General features: G+C 62.6%; 18 protein-coding genes. 4 read left to right on the top strand and 14 right to left on the bottom strand.

What is annotated here, in order from left to right; genetic code table 11:
* Positions 1-63 precede the first annotated feature (63 nt).
* Complete coding sequence (locus IC234_RS15585) at positions 64-921, top strand: hypothetical protein (RefSeq protein ID WP_190926342.1); 858 nt, start codon at positions 64-66, stop codon at positions 919-921.
* An 88-nt stretch (positions 922-1,009) separates the two neighbouring features.
* Here the strand turns inward: IC234_RS15585 and IC234_RS15580 are convergent, their stop codons facing one another.
* Together IC234_RS15580 and IC234_RS15575 are read right to left on the bottom strand one after the other, a co-directional pair.
* Positions 1,010-1,936, bottom strand: a complete 927-nt coding sequence (locus IC234_RS15580; protein ID WP_190926340.1) for a helix-turn-helix domain-containing protein — start codon at positions 1,934-1,936, stop codon at positions 1,010-1,012.
* A 158-nt stretch (positions 1,937-2,094) separates the two neighbouring features.
* A complete protein-coding gene (locus tag IC234_RS15575; RefSeq protein WP_190926338.1) occupies positions 2,095-3,255 on the bottom strand; it encodes an acyl-CoA dehydrogenase in 1,161 nt (386 codons plus the stop codon).
* 193 nt (positions 3,256-3,448) lie between these two features.
* On the opposite strand from IC234_RS15575, the gene IC234_RS15570 reads away from it, so the two are divergent.
* Positions 3,449-3,805, top strand: coding sequence for a DoxX family protein (locus IC234_RS15570; protein ID WP_190926336.1), 357 nt, complete (start codon positions 3,449-3,451; stop codon positions 3,803-3,805).
* A gap of 46 nt (positions 3,806-3,851) precedes the next feature.
* Positions 3,852-4,430 carry a hypothetical protein gene (locus IC234_RS15565; RefSeq protein WP_190926334.1) on the top strand — a complete coding sequence of 193 codons (579 nt, stop codon included), beginning with the start codon at positions 3,852-3,854 and terminating at the stop codon, positions 4,428-4,430.
* 14 nt (positions 4,431-4,444) lie between these two features.
* On the opposite strand, the gene recJ is transcribed toward IC234_RS15565, so the two are convergent.
* The 12 genes from recJ to pdhA form a co-directional block, all read right to left on the bottom strand.
* A complete protein-coding gene (recJ, locus tag IC234_RS15560; RefSeq protein WP_190926332.1) occupies positions 4,445-6,184 on the bottom strand; it encodes a single-stranded-DNA-specific exonuclease RecJ in 1,740 nt (579 codons plus the stop codon).
* 233 nt (positions 6,185-6,417) lie between these two features.
* Entirely contained in the window at positions 6,418-8,241 is a 1,824-nt protein-coding gene (locus IC234_RS15555) for a tetratricopeptide repeat protein (RefSeq protein ID WP_190926330.1), read from the bottom strand.
* Between the two features lie 189 nt (positions 8,242-8,430).
* On the bottom strand, positions 8,431-10,554 hold the full coding sequence (locus IC234_RS15550; protein ID WP_190926328.1) for a SurA N-terminal domain-containing protein: 2,124 nt from the start codon (positions 10,552-10,554) through the stop codon (positions 8,431-8,433).
* Positions 10,555-10,730: 176 nt separating this feature from the next.
* A complete protein-coding gene (locus tag IC234_RS15545) occupies positions 10,731-10,994 on the bottom strand; it encodes a hypothetical protein (protein ID WP_190926326.1) in 264 nt (87 codons plus the stop codon).
* A 24-nt stretch (positions 10,995-11,018) separates the two neighbouring features.
* On the bottom strand, positions 11,019-11,588 hold the full coding sequence (gene lptC, locus IC234_RS15540) for an LPS export ABC transporter periplasmic protein LptC (protein ID WP_190926324.1): 570 nt from the start codon (positions 11,586-11,588) through the stop codon (positions 11,019-11,021).
* A gap of 27 nt (positions 11,589-11,615) precedes the next feature.
* A complete protein-coding gene (locus IC234_RS15535; protein WP_190926322.1) occupies positions 11,616-12,959 on the bottom strand; it encodes a hypothetical protein in 1,344 nt (447 codons plus the stop codon).
* Entirely contained in the window at positions 12,946-13,686 is a 741-nt protein-coding gene (locus IC234_RS15530; RefSeq protein ID WP_190926320.1) for a type III pantothenate kinase, read from the bottom strand. Before IC234_RS15530 ends, IC234_RS15535 begins: the two co-directional genes overlap by 14 nt.
* An 83-nt stretch (positions 13,687-13,769) precedes the next feature.
* Positions 13,770-15,692 carry a pseudouridine synthase gene (locus IC234_RS15525; RefSeq protein ID WP_223827716.1) on the bottom strand — a complete coding sequence of 641 codons (1,923 nt, stop codon included), beginning with the start codon at positions 15,690-15,692 and terminating at the stop codon, positions 13,770-13,772.
* Between the two features lie 153 nt (positions 15,693-15,845).
* Positions 15,846-16,229: a TraR/DksA family transcriptional regulator gene (locus IC234_RS15520; protein WP_190926318.1), complete on the bottom strand. Its 384-nt coding sequence runs from the start codon at positions 16,227-16,229 to the stop codon at positions 15,846-15,848.
* A gap of 185 nt (positions 16,230-16,414) precedes the next feature.
* Entirely contained in the window at positions 16,415-16,891 is a 477-nt protein-coding gene (gene ribH / locus IC234_RS15515; RefSeq protein WP_190926316.1) for a 6,7-dimethyl-8-ribityllumazine synthase, read from the bottom strand.
* Positions 16,892-17,014: 123 nt separating this feature from the next.
* Complete coding sequence (locus tag IC234_RS15510) at positions 17,015-17,782, bottom strand: tetratricopeptide repeat protein (RefSeq protein WP_190926314.1); 768 nt, start codon at positions 17,780-17,782, stop codon at positions 17,015-17,017.
* A 114-nt stretch (positions 17,783-17,896) separates the two neighbouring features.
* Complete coding sequence (pdhA, locus tag IC234_RS15505; RefSeq protein WP_190927132.1) at positions 17,897-18,928, bottom strand: pyruvate dehydrogenase (acetyl-transferring) E1 component subunit alpha; 1,032 nt, start codon at positions 18,926-18,928, stop codon at positions 17,897-17,899.
* Between the two features lie 212 nt (positions 18,929-19,140).
* On the opposite strand from pdhA, the gene recF reads away from it, so the two are divergent.
* The gene (recF, locus tag IC234_RS15500; RefSeq protein ID WP_190926312.1) at positions 19,141-20,256 is read left to right on the top strand and encodes a DNA replication/repair protein RecF; all 1,116 of its coding nucleotides are present in this window, start codon (positions 19,141-19,143) and stop codon (positions 20,254-20,256) included.
* Positions 20,257-20,290: the final 34 nt, after the last annotated feature.

Raw genomic sequence — 20,290 nt, 5'->3', positions numbered from 1 at the left:
AGCCCTCCGGCTGCGGTTAGCTTTTCCTTTCCATTTCCACCTCCACATTTCCTTCCTTTCACCATGGATAACCAACCCAATCAACCGGGCTCGCCGATGGCGGGCGACGACGTGCGCAACCAGAACGCCGGCAACAGCACCGGCAGCACCGGCCTCGGCAACGACGCCACCGCGGGCGCCAATAGCCGCAAAACGACCACTAGCCGCAGCAACCCCAGCGCCCAGAACAGCTCGGCTACTCCCAACGCATCGGGCCAAACCTCGGCCAACGCCGGCGCCGAGCGCCAGGGCGAGGGCCAGCAGACCAACGGCGAGCAAAACAACCTGCTCGACACGGCCATGGAAAGCGGCAAAAAATGGATTCAGGATTCGGGCGTGCTCGACAGCGTGAACCAGCTGCCGCAAGGCGTGAAAGACTGGGGCTCGCGGGCACTGTCGCGCGTGGGCGAGCTCAGCACCACCCAAAAAGTAGTGGGCGGCGCCATTCTGGCCGCCGGCCTGGGCTGGCTGGCCCTGCGCAAAGGCAAGTCGTCTGACTCTTCTTCGTCTTCTTATAACTACGGCCGCCAAAGCAGCGGCAGCTACGGCCGCCGCAGCTACGGCTACCAGGCCCCCGACGCGTCCACGAGCCGTCGCTCGGCCTCGGGCACGGCCAGCCGCTCCGACAGCGGCTCGCCCTACGGCAACAGCGGTAGCCGCTATGGCGGCAGCGGCTCTGGCTACACTAGCGGCAACCGCTACGACAACAGTTCGGCTGGTTCCAGCCGCAGCAGCGCCAGCGGCAACACCGGCATCTTAGGTGGCGGCCGTTCGGACAGCGGCTCGGGCTTCGGCTCGTCGTCTTCCGCTGCCGGCGGCGACTACGGCTCCCGCACCTCGGAAAGCAGCCGCACCGACGACAACTTCCGTAGCATCGAATAAGCTGCTCGTTTGCTGAGTAACCAAAAAGCCCCGCTTCGATACGAAGCGGGGCTTTTTGGTTGTGCCGAATGCACGTTGGCCACTCGGCTTAGATGTTCATGGCCGACTCGCGGCGGCGCATCTTGCCGGCCGGGATGCCGAACATCATCTTAAAGCGGCGGCAGAAGTAAGCCGTGTCTTTGTAGCCCACTTCCTTGCCGATGTCGCGGATGCTTTTCTTGGTGGTGCGCAGCAGGAACACGGCGCGCTCCATGCGCTGGTACTCGATGTAGTCCTGCGGGTTGATGTTGGTCAGCATCTTGAAGTACTGGCCCACGTAGTCCTCGCTCACGTTGGCCACGCCCGAGAGGACTTTGTTCGAGAGGTCGCCGCCCAGGTTCTCCTTGATGTAGTTGAACAGGTCAATCAGACGCGGGTCTTTGAAGTAGGTGCTGTTGGTGGCCAGTTGCTCCACAAACATGTTGTTGCGCAGCACGTAGCGCACCACTTCCACCACGATGTTTTCGGTGTAGATGTTGATGAGGCGCTCGCGGCCGGGCAGGTCCTGAATGCTCTCCTCTACCACCTTAATCACGAGGTTGGCCAGCTTGGGCTGCCCCGAGATGAGGAAGGCCGGCACGTCGAGCGAGGCGAAGAAGTTAACCGAATCAAACACCTTGGCCTCGAAGCTCACGAAGCTGTGGCTTTCGTCGGCTTCGCCGATGAGGTCGAGGTTGTCGTTGGAATGAAAGAACTTGTCCTTATTAGTGATGAGGTCGTCGTTGGTGATGACGCGGCCTTTGGGGTCTTGGCCGTAGCTTACGCGGGTGGGGCGGCCACCGGGAATGAACAGCATTTCACCCTCCTCCACTACCATCTCTTCCTCGCCAAACGTGATGTGGCCTTTGTGCAGCAGGATGAGGTTATTGCCGACGTCGTAGGAATTGCGCACGGTGAAAGGCTGGTGCAACACCAGGTTCTTCGCTTTGATGTAGCGCACGCCCAACGATTCGATGACTTTATTGTAATCTTCCATAATTCAAGGTGCCAAAGCGGCGGATTTAGGGAGCGGCTGGACCGGATGTGCGGCTACCGCAGTGCAAGATAACACCTTGAAATTCACAAAAACTAAAAACCCAGCCAAAAAGTGGCTGGGTTTTGTGCAATGAATCTGAATTTTAGGCAATTCGCGGTTTACTTGAGGATATCCCGCGAAATCACAATTTTCTGAATTTCAGAAGTACCCTCGTAAATCTGGGTAATCTTGGCGTCGCGCATCAGGCGCTCCACGTGGTACTCCTTCACAAACCCGTAGCCGCCGTGAATCTGGACGGCTTCCACGGCCGCGTCCATCGCCACTTTCGAGGCGAAGAGCTTGGCCATGGCGCCCGACTTGCCGTAGTCCTGGCCGGCGTCTTTGTCGGCGGCGGCTTGCAGGCAGAGCAGGCGGGCGGCGTCCACGTTGGTGGCCATGTCGGCGAGCTTGAATTGGATGGCCTGATGCTGCGAAATGGGCACGCCGAAAGCTTTGCGCTCCTTGGCGTACTTCAGGCTCAGTTCCAGCGAGCCCGAGGCAATGCCCAGGGCCTGCGCCGCAATGCCGATGCGGCCGCCGGCCAGCACCTGCATGGCGAACTTGAAGCCGAAGCCGTCGTCGCCGATGCGGTTTTCCTTGGGCACTTTCACGTCGGTGAACATCAGCGAGCAGGTGTCGGAGCCGCGGATGCCGAGCTTGTTCTCTTTCGGGCCCTGCACGAAGCCGGGCATGTCCTTGTCCACAATCAGCACGTTGATGCCGCGCGACTTCAGCTCGGGGTTGGTTTGGGCAATGACGAGGTACACCGAGGCGGTGGTGCCGTTGGTAATCCAGTTTTTGGTGCCGTTCAGCAGGTAGTGGTCGCCTTTGTCTTCGGCGGTGGTGCGCTGGCTGGTGGCGTCGGAGCCGGCTTCGGGTTCCGAGAGGGCGAAGGCGCCGATGATTTCGCCCGAGCACAGGCGGGGCAGGTACTTGCGCTTCTGCTCTTCGGTGCCGTATTTCTCCAGGCCCCAGCACACCAGCGAGTTGTTCACGCTCATGATGACCGAGCAGGAGGCGTCGACCTTCGAGATTTCTTCCATGGCCAGCACGTAGCTCACGGTGTCGAGGCCGGAGCCGCCGTATTCGGGGCTCACCATCATGCCCATGAAGCCCAGCTCGCCCATCTTCTTCACCTGCTCGGCGGGGAATTTCTGGTGCTCGTCGCGCTCAATGACGCCGGCCCACAGCTCGCTCTGAGCAAAGTCGCGGGCGGCGTCGCGCACGGCGAGCTGCTCTTCGGAAAGTTGGTAAATGTTAGAGGACGTGGCGGTTTGCATGGGCGTGGTGGGAATGATTATTTATTGACACAAAAGTACGACCCTAACGGGCGTTAGGCAAGGCAGGTCGTCCCGTCGGCCCGCCTTGCCTATGACAACCGCTGCAGGCCAAAAGATTCTTCCGCAACGCGGCATTTTCAGTATAAACCACTGAGGCTCGGGGGCAGCTTTTCTGCCGCACTTTTGCCGTCTCATGTCCCTTCGCCTGCTCAGTCGCGTTGCCCTGGCCCTGCTGTTTACGGCCGCTGGCTTTTGGCACTTTATCCACCCGGCCACTTACCTGGCCATCATGCCGCCGCAGTTGCCGCAGCCCTTGGCGCTGGTGTACGCGAGTGGGGCATTTGAAATTCTGGGTGGACTGGGGCTGCTGTTCGGTCCTACGCGCAAGCTGGCCGGCTGGGGGCTGTTGGCGCTGCTGGTCGCGGTGTTTCCGGCCAATGTGTACATGGCCCTCATCCACGAGAAGCTCGGCATTCCCGGCTGGGTGGCCTGGGGGCGGCTGCCGTTGCAGCTGCCACTGCTGTGGTGGGTGTGGCGGGCCATGCGATAAGCCAGCGCACAGTAGCTTGCGCCCGTTTTCTACCAACCTATTTTTTATGACCAGCAAACTTTTGCTGACCGGCCTGCTGCTGGGCAGCTCGGCCTGGGCCTGCGCCCAAACCACCTCCCAACCGGCAGCTTCAAACCTCACCCCCGACCAGGCCGCCCGCTACACCGCCGCTCACGACTCGCTGATGCGCCGCGTGGCCACCGTGCGCAGCGAAGCCGAAAGCCGCATGGGCTTTTTTAAGTCTTCGCAGGGCTCGCTCGGCAGTGCCCACCGCCGCGTGCAGGCCTACGCCAAGGCTAAGGGCGTGTCGTCGTTCTATTCCGGCGTGAGCACCCCGGCCGGGGCCGGCGTCGTCAAAACTCAAACCATCAAGCGGCGCTTCGGCGTGGAGCTGGAGAAGGTGGTATTCTACGACGCGAAGGGCCGCCAAACCCTGATTGAACGCCGCGAAAACCACGTACTCACGCGCTTGGAGCTGCGCGAATACCCGCAGGACCTCAGCCTGCCCAACTCGCGGTGGCTGTTTGTGCGCGGCGACTATTTGATGCACATGGCCCAGCCCACGCTGGCGCTGGCCACCAAGAAGACGTTTTACTATTTCCGGGCCCTGCCTACGGCCGACTAGCCGCCGGCCCCGGGCTACTCCCAGCGCACGTCGAGCAGGCGCAGCTGCACGCTGCGCTGGCCGCGGTACTCGTTCAGCTCCACCGTGTAGCAGGCGCTGAAGGGCTGGCCCTGCTCAATCTGGGGCAGGTAGTCGGCCAGGCCGAAACCGATGGCATCCACGGCCGGGCCCTGGGCGTCGGCCGAAGCCAGGCGCAGCTTGAGGTGGCCCTGGCCCACCACGCGGGCGCTGTGCGGCACGGCCACGAGGCGCTGCGAGGCGAACACCGGGTTGGGATTGCCGGGGCCGAAGGGCTCCATGCGCCGCAGCTCGGCGAAGAATTCTTCGTTGATGCGGCCAATGGGCAACACGGCCGCCACTTCCACCGGCCGCACCAGGTGCTCGGTGGTGAGGGTGCCGGCCACCACCTCCTCGAAGCGGCGCTGGAAGGCAGGCACGTTTTCGACCTTCAGCGTGAGGCCAGCGGCGGCGCGGTGCCCGCCAAACTGGTCGAGCAGTGGCGCGCAGGCCTCCAGGGCCTCGTGCACGTCGAAGCCGGCCACGGAGCGGGCCGAGCCGGTGGCTTTGCCGTCGCGCTGCGTCAGGATGACGGTAGGGCGGTAATACTGGTCCAGGCAGCGCGAGGCTACGATGCCGAGCACGCCCTGGTGCCAGTCGGCCTTGTAGAGCACGGTGGCGTGGGCATTTTGCAGCGTGGGGCTGCCCGCAATCATGTCCAGCGCTTCCTGGGTGGTGTGCTGGTCGGAGCCGCGGCGCTGCTGGTTCATTTGGTCCACCACTTCGGCGGTGTAGCGGGCTTCCTGCTGGTCGGGGGCCAGGAGCATGGCCACGGCGCGGCGGGCGTCGCCCATGCGGCCGGCGGCGTTGATGCGCGGCGCGAAGCCGAATATGAGGCTGCTGATGCCCAGCGGGCCCTCGCGCAGGGTGGCCAGCTCGCGCAGGGCCGCCAGGCCGGGCCGCAGCAAGTGGGCGTCTTCATTAAACCGGCGCAGCCCGTGGGCGGCCAGAATGCGGTTTTCGCCGGTGATGGGCACAATGTCGGCCGCAATGCTCACCGTCACGAGGTCGAGCAGGTCGTGCAGCGGCTCCTGCGGCAGCCCGAGGTGCTCCCCGAAAGCCTGCATCAGCTTGAAGCCCACGCCGCAGCCGGAAAGCTCCTTGTACGGGTACTCGCAGTCGGCACGCTTGGGGTCGAGCACGGCCACGGCGGCGGGCAGTTCCTCGCCGGGCAGGTGGTGGTCGCAGATGATGAAATCGACGCCGCGGCTGCTGGCGTAGGCCACCTGCTCCACGGCCTTGATGCCACAGTCGAGCGCCACGATGAGGGCAAAGCCGTTATCAGCCGCAAAATCGACGGCTTTCTGCGAGATGCCGTAGCCTTCGGTGTAGCGGTCAGGGATGTAGTCGCGCAGGCGCTCGGCGCCGAACAAGGGCGTGAGGTAGCTCATCACCGTGGCCACGGAGGTAATGCCGTCCACGTCGTAGTCGCCCAGCACCAGCACCTTCTCGCCTGCGCGGTGGGCGCGGGTGAGGCGTTCCACGGCGCGGTCCATGTCGCGCATCAGCAGCGGGTTGGGCAGCTGGCGCAGGTCGGGGTGGAAGAAGGCCGCGGCGGCGGCGGGCGTGTCGATGCCGCGCTGCACCAGCAGGGCGGCTATCTCAGGGGCAATGAAGAGGGCCTGCGTCAGCCGAAGGGCGGCAGCGGGGTCGGTTTCGGGGATATAATTCCAGCGCTTACCAGCGGATATGGGCATCGGATACTTCGTCAAAATGGCTGCAAAAGTACGACCAAACCGGGCCCGCAGCGGCGCGGCGTACCTTTGCCCGGCGCCTCCCCCATTGCCGCAGACCATGAGCAAACTACCAGAGCTTTACCGCAAATACCGCCAGTACATCGGCACCGATGTGCTGATGTATGGCACGTTTATTTTGGTGCTTGCGCTGATGTTCGTGTTTTTTGGGTAGTAGCTCAAACGGTGCTTGGGCATTACACCCCGTCGCCACGCAGCTTGCGGAAGCGCTTGCGGGCTTCGGCCACGTAAATACTGCCGGGGTACTTCACTATCACCTGGTTGTACAGCTCCTGGGCTTTGCCTTTGTCCTTGAGGTCTTCTTCCTGAATGCGGGCCATGAGAAAGAGGGCGTCGTCGCTCAGCACGTCGTATTTCACGTTGTTGGTGATGCGCTCGAGCGTGGCGATGGCGCCGGGGAAGTCGCCGGTGCGGCGCTGCAGCTGGGCCTTGAGGTAATAGGTATCGTCGGACAGCGAATGGCCGGGAAACTTCTCCAACAGGGCGTCAAGCCCGGCAATGGCTTCTTTTATCTTGTTCTGAAACACCAGCTGCTCCACGGCTGCGTAGGCCTTGAGGCCCAGGCCCAGCGTGTCTTCCACGGTGTTGTCCTGAATCAGCAGCGAGAGCTGCATGGCGTCGTTGGCTATCTCGCGGGTGGTGGCTTCTTTGAGGATGTCAAGGTGGCTTTGGGCCAGCTTGAAATCGCCGGCGTAGTAGCTCAGGCGGGCGTTGCGCAGCTTGGCTTCGTAGCCCAAGGGCGAGTCTTTGTGCGACTTTTCCACCTGCGAGTACAGCAGCGTGGCCTCCCAGGGCTCCCCTTTCAGCAGGTACAGGTCGCCCTGCGTGATTTTGGCCTCGTCCACCACGTCGTCGCTGGCCCGCGGCATGTCGATGACTTCCTGCAGCAAGGTCATGGCCTTGGGCCGGTCGTTGAGCTGGAAGGCGTACAGGTTGGCCAAGTTGCGCAGCACGGGGGCCGTGTCGGGGGTGCGGCCCAGCTCGGCCAGTAACTGCTCGTATTCCGTGACCAGGGCGCGCACTTTGGCCACGTCGACGGGGTAGGTGGTGCTTACCTGCGCTTCGCGCGCTTGCAGCAGACGCTGGCGGGCAAAATTGCCATACGGACCGTTGCGGTATTCCTTGGCCACATAGGCGTAGCCGTCGATGGCGCTTTCGTAGTCCTTGTTCTGCTGCGCAATGGCGGCCAGCTCAATCACGCGGCGGCCTTCTCCTTTGCTGCGCCGGTCAAGGGCCCGGGCCTGCACCAGCGCCCCGCTAAAATCCTTGCGCTGCACCTGCAGCCAGAGCAGCAGCTCGCTGTAGGCCGCTTGGTCGGGGTGCTCCTGCGTGGCGGTCAGCAACAGCTTCTCCAGCGCGTCGAAGTCTTTGTCGTCGCGCAGGGCATTCTGCAGCATGTTGCGCACAAAGGGCAGCTGCTTCTCATCCTGTGCCACCAAGTGCAGGGTTTCGGCCAGCACCTGGGGCTGGTTCTGGGTTTGGGTGTAGAGCTGGATGAGCTGCGGGGCGTATTCCGTGTCGTTTTTGGCCAGGGCGCGGCCGCGCAGGTAGGTGCGCTCGGTCCATTCGGGCAGCTCGCGCCGGCCAAACTCGGTGGCCACGGGCACTACCTGCGCGGTGTTGAGCTGGGCCAGCACCTTTTGCCACTGCTTGTCGGCCGCGAATTTATCGCCGGCGGCCGCGTACACGCCCCCCAGGGCCACGCCATACGTGGCGTCCTCCGGGTGCAGCTTCGCGGCTTTCTTGGCCACTTTTTCGGCGTCCTTGTAGCGCTTCAGGGCCTGCAGCGAATTCAGGTATACCGGAAACACGGCCAGGCTGGCCTGCTCTTCGGCCGGAAGCTTGTCGAACAGAAACACCACCTTCTCGTGCTCGCCGCGGCGGGCATAGTCCTGCGCCAGCGCGGTGCTGCTCACCGGGCCCCAGGTTTTGGTGGGCTGCGCCTGCGCCGGCAGCGCCAACAGCAGGGAAGCAGCAAGGAAGAAGGAATGCGGACGCATAGAATTTACGACGAAGGATTCGGTGGCCGAGGGCCTGGCGCTGAACGCAAACGTTGGGCGCCAGCGCGTTCGTTCAATGCCGACCCAGGCGTGGCCGGGCAGTTTGCGGCGCCTCGGGCAATGACGCCGAAAAACGAAAAAGGGCCGCACCCGAAGGTACGGCCCTTTTCAACCCAGCGTTTGGGCGCCTTAGAAAAACTTGGCGCGGTTGTCTTTCACGTTGGCGTGGGCCTTGATGGCCTCGTAAATCTTGCCGTCCTGCTGCTGGGCGCGCTGCTGGGCCAGCTGCTGCTGCACGGCCTTCAGGTCGGCGGGCGCCGGGGCGGTGGTCACGGTCTGGGGCTCTACCACCAGCACGCCCTGCTCGCCTTGGATGGGTGCCGACTTCTGGCCGGTTTTCAGGCCGAAGGCCTTGCCCACGGCCAGGGGCTCGAAGCCCACGTTGGTGAGGCTGCCCTGGCCCAGCACCACGTTGTCGGCGGTGCCTACCTGGGCGGTGGGGCCGTATTTGGCGGCCATTTCTTCCAGCGTGCCGGCGGTGGGCAGCTTGGCCATGATTTGCTTGGCCTTCTCCTCGTTGCGCACCAGGGCGGTGAGCTCGGGACGCAGGCTCTCCACGGTGGCGGTGCCTTTGGCGCGCTCATCGGTGAGGACCGCAATGACGTACTGGTCGCCCATTTCATACACTTCCGACACGTCGCCTACGTTGGTTTTGGCACCGTTCGGGTTGAAGCCGAAGGCCCAGCGCACCATCTCGCGGGCGTTTTGCAGGTTATTCACGGTGCGGGCCGAAGCGTCGAGGTTCTTGGCTTCCTGCTTCACCAGGGTCTTGTCCTTGGTGGTCAGGGCGCGGAAACTGGCCAGGTCCGTGGCCTGGCCTTTCAGGGCCTGGGCGCGGGCGTAGGCCGCGTCGCGGGTGGCGTCGCTCGGGGCAATGGTCTTCTTCACTTCAGCCACTTGGTAGGTCTGCTTGGTGGGAACGGCCGTGATTTTGATGACGTGGTAGCCAAACGACGTTTCCACCACGTTGGGCAGCAGGCCAGTGCTGGTGGCGCCGAAAATGGCTTTCTCGAACTCGGGCACCATGCGGCCCTGGCCGAACCAGCCGAGGTCGCCGCCCTGGTCTTTGGTGCCGTCGGTGCCGAACTGACGGGCCATGGCCGCAAAGTCAGCGCCGCCTTTGATTTTGTTCAAGATGTCCTGGGCCTTGGCCTTCGCGGCGGCTTTGGCTTCGGGCGTGGTGCCTTCGGGCTTAATGAGGATGTGACTGGCGCGGGCGGCAGCGTCTTTGCCGGTGCTCACGCCCGTTACCTTATACAGCGAGTACGTGCCGGCTTCGGCATAGGGGCCATACACTTTGCCAGTGGAGAGGGGCAGTTGCTTGCGCAGCTGCTCGGGCAGGTCGGCGGGGCTGCGGAAGGCCTTGTTGTAGGGCTGCTCCGAGTTCTGCATCACAAACAGTGAGTCGACCGGAGCCGAGGCAAATTGCGTGGTCAGCTCCGCAATCTGGCTCTTCACGGTTGCGCTGTCTTCCTTCGAGGCCACCACCGGAATGGTGATGTATTCCACCGAGCGGCCTTCTTCTACTTTGTACTTGCTCTTGTTCTTGTCGAGGTAGGCCTGCAGCTGCTCGTCGGTCACCTTCACGGCCGAGTCCGAGATGGTGGCATAGGGCACAAACAGGTACTTCACCACCGCCTTGGTGTTCTGGTTCATCCCGAAGCGCTTGGCTTCGGCCGAGGTCACGTACACCGAGTTTTTCAGCAGGGCGTTGTACTTGTTGGCCAGGCGCTCAGCGGGCAGGTTGGCTTCGAAGTTGCGCCAGGCGGCCTGGTTTTCGGGGGGCAGCTTGTCGAGGTTCTGCAGGTACTGGATGAGGCGGGCTTTGTCGAACTGGCCGGTTTTCTGGTCGGTGAAGGCCTGCTTGATGCCGGGGTTCACGTTGTCGCCCTGCACCATGTCCCACAGCTCGTCGTCGCTCACGGTCAGGCCCAGCTTTTCCCACTCCGGCTGAAAGGCCAGGCGGTAGATGGTCTGGTTCCAGGCCTGGTCGCGCAAGTAGCCGAGGGCCTGCTCGTCGGGCTGGCGCTGCTGCTGGGCCGCGAAGGCTTGCTTGGCTTGCTCCAGAGAGGCATTGTATTCTTCAAGCTCCACCTTTTGGCCGGCCACTTCGCCTACCACGGTGTCGTTGCGGTTAAACAGGCGGTTTTTACCGCCCACCAGGTCGCCGCCCACAATGAAGAGCAGCATGCCGATGGCCACAAGGCCCACCGCTACGCCTGATTTTTCCCGAATCGTGTTAATTAAAGCCATTTACTTGTCAAAAAATTCAGCGTCTGTATTGGTCAAAAGAGGCGCAAAATAACCAGAATTTGGCCGGGAATCAAAGTTTTGCCAGATTTAAAGTCCCAAACTAGCTCGCTAAAACCCACCCCGTTAGCCGTGGTTGGCCGGGGCATGCGCTTCGCGCCGAGCCCGGCGGCGCCGGCTTAGCGGCGCTTTTTGGTCGATTTGGCCGGGGTTTTGGCGCGGTTTTGCCGGGCCAGCTTGGCTTCCTGCTCGGCAATTTTGGCGGCCACCCGCTCCTGCTGCCGCCAGTACAGCAAGGGCATCCAGCACAGCATCGACACCATGAAAATCCAGTAGTTGCGGCCCAGGTCGTTGTAGTAAATGGTCTGGTAAATGCCAATGACCAGCGCCACCACGCCCACGGCAAACAGGACGGTGCGCATCAGGGATTTGTCGAATTTCATAAGTAGCAACGCCGGGCGGGCGCGTTAGAGGCCCGCGCCCACCTTGTCGATGATGCCCGTGGGGTTGTAGATGCGGTAGGGGTTCAGGTCCTGCTTGGCCCAGAGGCCGTGTCCGGACAAGATTTCCGTGGGCGTTTCTACCCGCACAGCCATGGCCGAGTCGGTGTAGATAATTTGTTTGTTCTTGTCGAAAAACAGCTCTTCGGTGTCCATGCGCTGGGCCTTGGGCACGTTCACCACCTGCACCGCGCCGCGCATGGTGTAGAGGTTTTTGGCCTTGTCGTACTTGCCGTACTTGGCCGTCAGGGTGTTCACGACAGTCTTCTTCCCGTCGGGTGAGTAGAAGGTTACCTTCACTCCCTTGGGCCACACAAAGTCGCTGTTTTCAAACTGCTGCTGCAGCGGCGCCGTGAGCTGAAACTTCAGCTTAGCCGAGTCGCTGATGAGCTCCACCACGTTGGTGGTTTCCATCAGCGGGCCGGTGTACACCAGCGTGGGGCCGGTCACTTTCTGCTTGTCGCAGCTGGTCAGGGCCAGCACCGCCAGCACCAAGCCCGCCGCACTCCCCCACCCTTGCTGCTTGCTCGTGCACACGTCGTTTGGCTGTGGTTAAAGCGTGGACTATTGCAGGCGGCGCTTGATGAACCAGCGGTTGTTCAGCGTGATGCCCAATTGCCCGCGGATGTAGTTTTCCTGCACGTTGCTGGTGCCCAGCGACGCGTTCAGCACGTCGGTGTTGCCGCGCACGCCGTAGGTGAAGGCCAGGCTAATGGTGGTCGCCTCCAGGGCCGAAGCCGTGGGCATCGGAAAGCCAAAGCCCCAGCTCACCGACCGGTCGTAGAGCGTCTTGCCGTTTACCTGGTAAGGCATCTGGCCCAGGCTAACACCGGCGCGGTACGACACGCGCTGGAAGTAGTGTTCCACCGAGCCGGGGTCCGGAGTGATTTCGCCGCCCAGGCCCACGCGCAGCGTGTTGCTCAGGGCCGGACCCGTGCCGTTGAAGTTGCTGAACTTCGACCACTGCTGCTGCGAGGCGTCGAGGTTCAGGCTCCAGTTTTTTTCGTTGTCGAAGCTGACGCCCACTTGCGCCAGAGCCGGCACGTAGGAACTGCCGCGGCCGTCGCTGATGGTGGTAGGCGCGCTGTTGAGGGTACCATCGGCGTTTTCGCGCTCTTGGGTGTTGGTTTGCTGGCCGTTGAGGTTGTGCGCGAAGCTATACACGCCGGCCAGGTTCATGCTCAGGTCTTTGGCAATGCTCTTGCGGTAGTGCCCGCCAGCCCTGAAGGCAAAGTCCGAATACCGCGTGTGCTGCCGTTCCACCACCTTCACCGAGCTGATGCTGTTGTCGGTCGTCGACACGGTGGTGGCGGTGGTTTCGTCAATCACCCCAAACACGTACGACGCCGTGAAGCCCAGCGTCAGGCCCTTGGCCACGCGGAACCCCTGGCCCAGGTAGGCCTCCGAAATACCGCCTTCGCCCCTGTACTGCTTCAGCGACTGCGCGGGCTGGCCGCTGGGGGTGTTCACCACCGCCTGCAGGATGTTCGATTCGTAGTCGACGGCGCTCAGGGGCTTGAGGCCCACGGCGGCGGCCCACTTCGAGCTCAGCGGCACCGACAGGGCTAGGTAGCCCAGCGTGCCGCTGCCGCTGCGGTTGGAAGCCGTGGCGTTTTTCACCGTTTTGTACTGGCCGTTGAAGCCCGCTTCAAACGTGGTGCGGTTGGTGTAATACAGCAACGCCGGGTTCAGCTCGTTCACATTCACTGCGTTGGGCGCCGCCAAGCCCACGCCGCCCATGCCCATCTGGCGCACGCCGCCGGTATTGGCGTTGAACTCGCCCAAGCCAATGCGCGAGTACGGCGAGTTGCCGAGGCCCTGCGCCTGCGCGCCACCGGCCAGCAACACCATCGACCCCACCAGCACCAGGCCCAACCCCGTGCGCCCCATCTCTTTATTTGACAACATGATAAGCTAAAATCCGATTTAGGCCGAGCAGCACCAGCTCAGGCACCACAAAGATACGAGCCGGGAGGCGGGCCGACAGAAAAGCGGCGTCGCCCCCGGTAAGCAGCACGCCGAGGCGCGGGTAGCGTTGCTGGTACTGCGCCAGCAGGCCCGTGATTTCGGCCACGGCCCCGTTCACCACGCCGCTCAGCAGGCTCCCGGTAGTGGAGTCGCCCACCAGCGGAATCGTTGCATCGGGGGCCGGCAGTTCCAACAGCGGCAACCGCCCGGTGAAGCTGTGCAGCGCCCGCAGCCGCATGCTCAGCCCCGGCGCAATGCTGCCGCCGTGGTAGGTGCCGTCGGCCGTCACGAGGTCGAGCTTCAGGGCCGTGCCTGCGTCGATGACGAGCGTGTCCTGGCCCGGCCGTAGCGCAGCCGCGCCCACGGCGCCTGCTAGCCGGTCGGCGCCCAGGGTGTGCAGCGTGGCGTAGGCATTGCGCAAGGGTACGGGCGTGGTGCCCGGGCTAAATGCCAGTATTTCGCCTGGCACTAGGTCCTGCAGGTCTTCCACGGCCAGCACAGCGGCCTCGGCCACCGAGGCCACGATGAGGCGCTGCGGCGCCCAGCGCTTCACCAGCGCCCGCACCTCGGCCGCCGTGAGGCCCGCCGCCATTTCGCGCAGCGCCGGGCCATCGAAACAGCCGGCCTTCACTGCCGTGTTGCCAATGTCGAGGGCAAGGGTGTGCATCGATAGAACAGGTTGCGATTTAAAAAGAACGTCATGCTTCGCTGCGCGCTGCATGACGTTCTTTTACCGAAAGGCGGAAAGCTTTACAGGAAATACTTCAAACGGATTACCTCTTGCTCGCTCAGGAAGCGCCACTTGCCGCGGGGCAGGTCTTTCTTGGTGAGGCCAGCGTACTGCACCCGGTCCAGGGCCACCACTTCGTAGCCGAGGTGCTCGAAAATGCGGCGCACAATGCGGTTGCGGCCAATGTGAATTTCGATGCCCACGAAGTGCGCATTACCGGCCACCACGGCCACGTCGTCCACCACGGCTTTGCCATCTTCCAGCTCCAGGCCGGCGGCGATTTTGCCCAGGTCTTCTTCCGTGAGCGGGCGACTAAGCTCCACTTGGTAGATTTTCTTGTTCTTGTGCGAGGGGTGCGAGAGCTTCTGGGCGACCTCACCGTCGTTGGTGAACAGCAGCAGGCCGGTGGTATTACGGTCGAGGCGGCCCACCGGGAAGATGCGTTCCTTCGAGGCGCCAGCCACCAGGTCCATCACCGTGCGGCGGCCTTCGGGGTCTTCGGTGGTGGTGATGAAGTCCTTGGGCTTGTTCAGCAGCACGTACACCGATTTCTCGCGGTTGAGGTTGGTTTTGCCGTACTGCACCGTGTCGGTGGGCTGCACCTTGTAGCCCATCTCCGTCACCACTTCGCCGTTCACCCGGATTTCGCCGGCGGCAATAAGCGCGTCGGCCTCGCGGCGCGAGCAAATGCCCGCGTTGGCGATGTAGCGGTTCAGGCGCGTCTCGTCGGTGCCGAAGTCATCGGCTTCTTCGCGCCGACGCTTGTTGCCGCGGTTCTTGTCCTGCTCGTAGTGCTTCAGGTTTTTGTAGTCGGGTGCCTCGCCGGGCTTTTCGCCGTAGCGGGGCTTGTCGGCGCGGTTGTCCAGCCCCACGGGGCGGGCCGGGCGGGGCTTGTCCACGCTGGCGCCGTAGCCGGTGCCCGAGCGGCGCACGCTGCGCTCCTGGGCTTTCAGGGCCTCGCGGCGCTCGGCAAAGCTGCCGGGCGCGGGTGCCCACTTTTCCTTCGGGCCGCGCTTTTCGTAGCTGCCGGGGCGCTCGCCGGTGCTGCGGCCCGCCGGGGCCCCATCGCGGCGGCCAAAGGCGCCGGGCGTAAACTTCCGGCCGAAAGCGGCCTGGTCGGCGCGGTAGTCGGCGTCGCCCTGCTCGTCACGGTCGGCACCGAAGCCGCGGCGCTCGCCTCGCTCTTCGCGCGGCTGCGGCGGGTTGGCCTCAAACGGCCGCGCCGCGCGAATGGGCCGGTTCGGGCCACGCTCCTCGCTGCGCTGGAAATCTTCGGGCTCGCGTGGGGTGCTGCGGCCGAAGCTGCCGCCGGGACGCGAATAAATGGTTTCGTCCTGCGGCGCGTTGGGGTTCTGCTTCTGGAACTTGCGGTTGCGCTCGCCGGGCAGGCCGCGCGGCACGGCCTTCTCGCCCTCGCGGCGGTAGGGCTGGCCCTGCCAGTTCTCCTTGGGCTGGTACTCGCGGACGGGACGACCGTCGGCCGAAGCCGGGCTGCTGCGCTCCGGACGCTCGGCGGTGCGGCCGTAGCTGGTGCCGCTGCGCTGCTCTCCGCCTACGCGCGGCCGGTCACGGTCGGCGCCGGGGCGGAAACCGCCCGGCTCGCGCTGGCCAAATTCCCGGGGCGCAAACTTATTGCCGCCAAAGCCTTTGTTGAAGCCGCTGCCGCCTTCGCGGTTGCCCGCGCCGTACGGACGCTTCTCGCCATCGCCAAAGCTGCGGCCACCGAAGGCCCCGCCCGCCGGGCGACCAAAGGCGCCGTTCGTGGGCGGACGGCCGTTGCCGGGGCGGGCGCTGGAGTAGCCACCTCGCTCGCCGCGGTCGGCACTGCGGCCGGCCGGGCCGCCCTGGCCTGCCCGCTCGTTGTTGCCAAAGCCGCCGGGGCCGCCCGTGTTGCGGCCGCCGCGACGGTCCGCCTTGTTGTCAGAAAAATGCTTCTTGCCCATGGGGAGAAAAGTTGCGTGCCGTATCGCTACGGTACAGGTTAAAAAGAGCGGCCGGTACTGCGCCGGCAGTAGTCAGAGCGGTTGAACAGCGTCAACGCAAAAAACATTCTGACTACTGCCGCGCAGTACCGACCACCAGGAAATTGTTGCCGTTTAGTCGCGGCGAGCCATTTTGGCTTCAATCGAATGCTGGGTGTGGGGCACCGCACGCAGGCGCTCCTTGGGGATGAGCTTGCCCGTGCCGATGCACACGCCGTAGGTGCCGTTTTTGATGCGGACCTGGGCGTTCTCGAGCTGCTGAATGAACTTCATCTGACGCGAAGCCAGCTGGTTCATGCTTTCTTTCTCGGCGGTGTCGGCGCCGTCTTCTAGCACCTTGGCCGACGAGGCCGTGGTGTCGGTGCCGGAGTCGTTGCTGCGGTTCAGGGTTTCCTTGATGAAGGACAACTCCTTGCGAGCCGCCGTCAGCTTCTCCTGAATAATCTGGTCGAACTCGTTGAGGTCCTCCCGGGAATAGCGAATGTTGTCGTCGTTCATCGAATGGGTAAAAAAAGACTGCGAAGTATGGTATGAAATTGCCCCATGCGCCGCACCGGCAACGCCATGGGCCCCTAAAAGGTTTAGCAGGTGCTAAGAACGGCTATTGCGTTGGCTTAAAGCCGTTGCGTGCTTCATTTTGCGGCCGCAAAGTTACGGCTTTTATCGCGCTTTTCGCTAACTGGTTAAAAACCCAGCATTTGGATGGCCGCCACGGCGGCTTCTACGCCCTTGTTGCCGTGCTTGCCGCCGGCCCGGTCCCAGGCTTGCTCCAGCGTATTGGTGGTCACGAGGCCGAAAATGACCGGTTTGTTAAATTTCAGTGCCACGTTGGTGATGCCCTGCGCCACGGCGTGGCAGATGTAATCGTCGTGCTTGGTTTCGCCCTGAATCACCACGCCCAGGCATATCACCGCGTCCATCTCGTCGTGCTGCGCCAAGAACTGGGCCCCCAGTGTCAGCTCGAAGCTGCCCGGCACGGTGTTGCGGAAGATGTTGTCGGGGTTGGCGCCGTGCTTGAGCAGGGTCTCGTAGGCGCCGGCGCTCAGCACGTCGGTTATCTCGCGGTTCCAGTCGGCCACCACCAGCCCAAACCGCTTTTCGCTGATGTCGATGAAGGAGGAAGCGTCGTAGTCGCTCAGATTCTGGAGGGCAGTTGCCATGGGATTGATGCGTAAAAAAGCGTCATCCTGAACGCGGCGAAGGACCTCATCACGGTTGAACGAGCTTCGTTCGGGTGCGACAAGGTCCTTCGCTGTGCTCAGGACGACCGGTAAGCTAAGTCTTTATTTGGCCAGTTTGGCCTTGTACTGGCGGGCTTCGGCTACTTCCTGGGCCGTGGGGTATTCGTTGATGATGCGGTCGTAAGCCTTCACGGCGCCGTCGGTGTCGCCGGCTACTTCGCGGGCCGTGGCTTCCTTCATCAGGTAGCCGGGCGAGAAGTACTCGTTGGCGTTGTGGTCGGCGGCTTTGGCGTACAGGTCGGCGGCTTCCTTGGGCTTGTTGAGCTCCAGCTGCGCGTCGCCCATCAGGGCGTAGGCGCGGCTCTGCACCAGGTAGTCGTCGGAGCTAAAGTCTTCGAGGTAGTCGAGGGCTTCTTTGAACTTGCCCTGCTTCAACGATGCCACACCGGCGTAGAAGTTGGCCAGGTTGCCGGCCTTGGTGTTGCCGTACTCGTTGGCCACCGTCACCAGACCCGGCGCTTTGCCGTCGCCCTTGATGGCTTTGTTCAGCGAGTCGGCTTCCCAGTTGTTCACGGCGCGGAACATGCTGGCCTGCGCTTTCTGGTCTTGCTGGTTGCGCCAAGTGTAGTAGCCGAAGCCGCCCACCACCGCCAGCACCACCACGGCCAGAATGGTCAGCAGCACGTTGCGGTTGTTGCGCACGAAATCTTCCGACTCGGCCAGGCGGGCAGCCAAGGCGTCCGGGTCTTCCAGCAACGGGTTTTCGGCCGGCAGGTTCTCGGCCGGTGCCAGCGGGTCGGCCGGCACGTTCTGGGTTACTTGCCCCTGGCGGGCCTGCTGGCTTTTGCCAGTGTACGGAATCTTCGACATATCAGAGAAGCTGCTAGCTATTAGCCGTCAGCTGCTAGCTTTTAGTTAACAATCGGGGTGGTTAGAATCTGTAAAGCTAATGGCTGCCAGCTATTCGCTCGCAGCCATTCCTGTTTAGTCGTGGATATAGGGATAGTCTTCCTGCACGTACACGTCCTTGTAGAGCTCGTCGGGCGTGGGGTAAGGCGAGGTCTCGGCAAACTCTACCGACTCGGCCACCTGGCCCTTCACGCGCTCATCAATGGCTTCGAGGTCGGCCTCCGTCGCCATGTTGTTGGTGAGGATGGTGTGGCGCACGGCTTCGATGGGGTCGCGGTGACGGTAGTCTTCCAGCTCTTCCTTGGTGCGGTACTTGGCGGGGTCGCTCATCGAGTGGCCCTTGTAGCGGTAGGTCTTGAACTCAAGCAGCGTGGGGCCTTCGCCGGCGCGGGCGCGCTCGGCGGCGCGGGCCACGGCCTCGTGCACGTCTTCCACGCGCATGCCGTTCACCGGCTCCGAAGGCATGTCGTAGCTCAGGCCAATCTTGTAGAGGTCGGTCACGTTGGAGGTGCGCTGCACCGACGTGCCCATGGCGTAGCCGTTGTTCTCAATCACGAAGATGACGGGCAGCTTCCACAGCATGGCCATGTTGAAGGCCTCGTGTAGGGCGCCCTGGCGCACGGCGCCGTCGCCCATCGAGCAAATGCAGAGCTTGCCGGTCTTGTTGTATTTCTCGGCGAAGGCAATGCCCGCGCCCATCGGCACCTGGCCGCCCACAATGCCGTGGCCGCCCATGAACCCTACTTCTTTGTCGAACATGTGCATTGAGCCGCCTTTGCCCTTCGAGCATCCGGTGGCTTTGGCAAACAGCTCGGCCATCACGGCATTGGGCGAGGTGCCCAGCGCCAACGGGTGGGCGTGGTCGCGGTAAGCGGTGATGTATTTGTCGCCCTTCTCCAACGCCGACACCTGACCGGCTACGCAGGCCTCCTGGCCGATGTAGAGGTGGCAGAAGCCTTTGATTTTTTGCTGGCCGTACAGCTGGCCGGCTTTATCCTCAAACTTGCGCATGAGCTGCATCTGCTCGTACCAGCGCAGGTAGGTTTCCTTGGGGAAGTTTGTTCCCGCCTTCGCCTCCTGGGACAGGTCGGTGCCCGAAGCCCCCATCTCGGGCGCATCGGTGCCGGGCATCACCGGGTCGGGCTGGCCACCGGTTGTAGCGGCTTTGCCGTTTGCTTTGGCTGCAGCTGCGCCATTAGATGCCGTCGTTTTTTTGGAAGCAGCTTTTACTTTCGTATCCGCCATAGCAAGTTCGAGGAAAAGAATATTTCGCGTTGGGAGGGCGAAATTACGTAAAAGTGCTGGCAATACCGAACCTTATGACCCTTGACTCCCTCCAGCTGCTTTTTTTTAAAAACTATGACGACGCGGCGCTTCGCCTTTCCCCTGGCCTCAATTGCTTCATCGGGGACAATGGCAGCGGAAAAACTAACCTGCTCGACGCCATTCACTACCTGTCGCTCACTAAAAGCGCCATCACCTCATCTGACGCTCTTTGCATCAAGCAAGGCTCTGATTTCTTTGTAGTTAAGGGTGTTTTTAGCTCGGAATTGCCTACTAGCCCCGAAACCATTCAGGTTAGCCTGCGCGCTGGGCAAAAAAAGACCCTTACCCACAACAAGCAGGCGTATGAGCGCATGGCCGACCACATCGGTCGCTACCCTGCCGTGCTGATTTCGCCTTACGACACCGACCTCATCCGCCAAGGCAGCGAGGAGCGCCGTAAGTATTTCGATAGCCTCATGGCTCAGTTAGACCACGAGTTTCTTGAACTACTCATTGCCTACAATGCCTTGCTCCGCCAGCGCAACGCGGTACTAAAGCAAGGGAGTGACCGGCCCGCGCATGGCTTCGACCGTGAGTACCTCTTGGCCTTGGATGAGCAGTTGGCTCCCATCGGCCAGCAGCTTACCCTCCTGCGCCAAGCCTTCCTGGATGAGTACGTGCCTATGTTCCAGCGGCACTACCAGCAGTTGGCTGATGGCCGGGAGCTCGTCACGCTCACGTACAAGAGCCAGCTCATTAGCGCCGACTTTGCGCAGCTGCTGCGCATGAATGAGCGACGCGACTTTGCCCTGCAGCGCAGCACAACCGGCTCGCACCGCGACGACTTTGTATTCCTTATGGACGAGTTGCCAGTGAAAAGCCATGCCTCTCAGGGTCAGCAGAAGTCTTTTGCCATTGCGCTGAAACTTGCGCAGTTTGAAATGCTCGCAGCCAAGCAGCAGCATAAACCCCTTTTGCTGCTCGACGACATCTTCGATAGGCTGGATGATAAACGCATTGCCCGCCTGCTCGAACTTGTCGCCGATGAAACCTTTGGCCAAGTGTTTTTGACCGACACGAACCTAGAGCGAACCGACCAAGCCCTTGCCCGCGTTACCATTCCCATCCTCCGTTTTCGGGTGCAGGATGGCAGTGTGGCGCCCGTTTAGCGGTACCCTTGCGCTACCTTTGCACTGCAAAACC

The sequence above is a fragment of the Hymenobacter armeniacus genome (assembly GCF_014699055.1).
In the GTDB taxonomy this organism is placed as follows: Bacteria; Bacteroidota; Bacteroidia; order Cytophagales; family Hymenobacteraceae; genus Hymenobacter; species Hymenobacter armeniacus.
The sequence above is the reverse complement of the archived record's forward strand: the minus strand, read 5'-3'. Positions and strand labels throughout refer to the sequence as shown.

What these genes read in the sequence shown, in the direction of transcription:
- IC234_RS15585 (WP_190926342.1), top strand. Translation starts at nt 64, where the DNA reads ATGGATAACCAACCCAATCAACCGGGCTCGCCGATGGCGGGCGACGAC.
- IC234_RS15580 (WP_190926340.1), bottom strand. Translation starts at nt 1,936, where the DNA reads ATGGAAGATTACAATAAAGTCATCGAATCGTTGGGCGTGCGCTACATC.
- IC234_RS15575 (WP_190926338.1), bottom strand. Translation starts at nt 3,255, where the DNA reads ATGCAAACCGCCACGTCCTCTAACATTTACCAACTTTCCGAAGAGCAG.
- IC234_RS15570 (WP_190926336.1), top strand. Translation starts at nt 3,449, where the DNA reads ATGTCCCTTCGCCTGCTCAGTCGCGTTGCCCTGGCCCTGCTGTTTACG.
- IC234_RS15565 (WP_190926334.1), top strand. Translation starts at nt 3,852, where the DNA reads ATGACCAGCAAACTTTTGCTGACCGGCCTGCTGCTGGGCAGCTCGGCC.
- recJ (WP_190926332.1), bottom strand. Translation starts at nt 6,184, where the DNA reads ATGCCCATATCCGCTGGTAAGCGCTGGAATTATATCCCCGAAACCGAC.
- IC234_RS15555 (WP_190926330.1), bottom strand. Translation starts at nt 8,241, where the DNA reads ATGCGTCCGCATTCCTTCTTCCTTGCTGCTTCCCTGCTGTTGGCGCTG.
- IC234_RS15550 (WP_190926328.1), bottom strand. Translation starts at nt 10,554, where the DNA reads ATGGCTTTAATTAACACGATTCGGGAAAAATCAGGCGTAGCGGTGGGC.
- IC234_RS15545 (WP_190926326.1), bottom strand. Translation starts at nt 10,994, where the DNA reads ATGAAATTCGACAAATCCCTGATGCGCACCGTCCTGTTTGCCGTGGGC.
- IC234_RS15535 (WP_190926322.1), bottom strand. Translation starts at nt 12,959, where the DNA reads ATGTTGTCAAATAAAGAGATGGGGCGCACGGGGTTGGGCCTGGTGCTG.
- IC234_RS15530 (WP_190926320.1), bottom strand. Translation starts at nt 13,686, where the DNA reads ATGCACACCCTTGCCCTCGACATTGGCAACACGGCAGTGAAGGCCGGC.
- IC234_RS15525 (WP_223827716.1), bottom strand. Translation starts at nt 15,692, where the DNA reads ATGGGCAAGAAGCATTTTTCTGACAACAAGGCGGACCGTCGCGGCGGC.
- IC234_RS15520 (WP_190926318.1), bottom strand. Translation starts at nt 16,229, where the DNA reads ATGAACGACGACAACATTCGCTATTCCCGGGAGGACCTCAACGAGTTC.
- ribH (WP_190926316.1), bottom strand. Translation starts at nt 16,891, where the DNA reads ATGGCAACTGCCCTCCAGAATCTGAGCGACTACGACGCTTCCTCCTTC.
- IC234_RS15510 (WP_190926314.1), bottom strand. Translation starts at nt 17,782, where the DNA reads ATGTCGAAGATTCCGTACACTGGCAAAAGCCAGCAGGCCCGCCAGGGG.
- pdhA (WP_190927132.1), bottom strand. Translation starts at nt 18,928, where the DNA reads ATGGGGGCTTCGGGCACCGACCTGTCCCAGGAGGCGAAGGCGGGAACA.
- recF (WP_190926312.1), top strand. Translation starts at nt 19,141, where the DNA reads ATGACCCTTGACTCCCTCCAGCTGCTTTTTTTTAAAAACTATGACGAC.